This is a genomic window from Atopococcus tabaci DSM 17538, assembly GCF_000429585.1.
GTDB classification, from domain to species: domain Bacteria; phylum Bacillota; class Bacilli; order Lactobacillales; family Carnobacteriaceae_A; genus Atopococcus; species Atopococcus tabaci.
Genome location: NZ_AUCD01000123.1, coordinates 1 through 1,676, shown reverse-complemented (window position 1 = coordinate 1,676; position 1,676 = coordinate 1). Strand labels below are relative to the sequence as shown.

The following is a 1,676-nucleotide window of genomic DNA, read 5'->3' as shown; positions in this document are numbered from 1 at the left end:
CCTGAATAATTCATACTTTGACTTCAAACCGTCTGAAACTGCCTAACGGCAGTCTTCATTTACTTTTTCATTTTCACCTGTTAAGTGATGCAAAAAGAACCCCATTCTGATATGGTAAAGGTGTCTAAACCAACCATAAGAAAGGAGTTCTCTTCATGATTAGCTTACACAAAAACCAGGTAAAATTCAATTCAAACATCATCATTTCGCATACAGGTGGTCGTTTATCGAGTGATTCGGGTTTAGTCTTAGTTAAAGAAGTAATGGATACCTTCAAGTTTTCTGATTTGGCAAAATCACTTCTGGACATTAAAGATAACCGTGCTTACTACACGCATGATAATTTAGCGATATTAGAACAGCTCACTATGCAACTGATTGCTGGTTATTCGGCAGACTCGTCAGCTAATCTGTTACGACATGATCCAGTCTTTCAAGCTGTACTCGGTAAAAAGGAGTTGGCCTCACAATCGTCAATCTCACGGTTTTTAGATCGTTTCACCACGGAAAATGTGGGTCAATTACAATCATTAAATCAGTCGCTCATTGATAAAGCGCGTTTGATTCGCAATGACACCGAGTTAATCATTGATCTCGATTCCACTCATTCAGATACCTTTGGCCATCAAGAACAAACAGATTATAATGCACATTATCAAACCTACGGCTACCACCCATTAGTTGCCTTTGACGGACTGACTGGAGATTTCTTAAAAGCTGAACTGCGTTCAGGTAATCAATACACATCTAAAGGGGTGAAAGCCTTTATCAACCCATTGTTACACCACTACAATGAATCCATACCGAATACTGACATATTGGTTCGTGGAGACAGCGGCTTCGCAACACCAGAGGTGTATGAGTCTTGTGAAGAAAATGAAAGTCAGTATGTGATTCGATTAAAGAACAATCGGAGGTTAAGTCAATTAGCTGAGCAATCCGTTCTTTACGGGGATAACCAAAAATGGGAAGATCGGGAAGTTCAGTATTTTTCAATGCCTTATCAAGCACAATCATGGTCGAAACCCCGTCGAGTCTGTATACGTTCCGTTCGTGAAGCAGGAGAATTGCTCTTTCACCACGCATTCATTGTGACTAATCTATCCGATAATGTCTCAGCTGAAGTCATATTCTCTCTTTACGGCAAACGGGGTACAATGGAGAATTTCATCAAAGAAGCGAAATCAGGCTTTTATTTTGACAAAACAGATAGCCCACTCTTCCTGGAAAATCACGTTAGAATGATGATCAGTGTCCTGGCTTACAACCTCGTCAATTTTTTAAAGACCATTGGATTTGAACAAGTGAATCGGGGGATGACGATTCATTCTATACGATTGACATTGCTCAAAGTTGCCGGCAAACTCGTTAAAACAGGCAGACAAGTCTATCTCAAACTGTCGAGTTATCATGTGTATCAAAACGAATTTTATAAGGTTTTCGAACGCCTACGGCGATCCAGACAATGTATTTAGAGGAGTTATCGCATAAAGTTTTAACTGATTATTTCAAGGGATCAGTCTGCCCTTAAATAGACAAAGGATTTTTAATAGGTCCTTCTTCCCTAAGAATCCTGTTCGAAAACACAATATTTTAGAAGAAAGTATCTGCCTAATATAAAAATAGGCAATTTATTCAAGAAAACAGCTTTAAATTAGAGCTATGAATTATTCAGG

Annotated in this window: 1 protein-coding gene; it reads left to right on the top strand. The window is 38.8% G+C overall.

Translation table 11 applies throughout. The annotated features are described in order from the left end of the window. Positions 1-155: 155 nt before the first annotated feature. A complete protein-coding gene (locus tag G470_RS0111590; RefSeq protein ID WP_028274931.1) occupies positions 156-1,475 on the top strand; it encodes an IS1380 family transposase in 1,320 nt (439 codons plus the stop codon). Positions 1,476-1,676: the final 201 nt, after the last annotated feature.

Excerpts from the sequence above, each read along its gene's own strand:
- G470_RS0111590 (WP_028274931.1), top strand. The coding sequence starts at position 156 with ATGATTAGCTTACACAAAAACCAGGTAAAATTCAATTCAAACATCATC.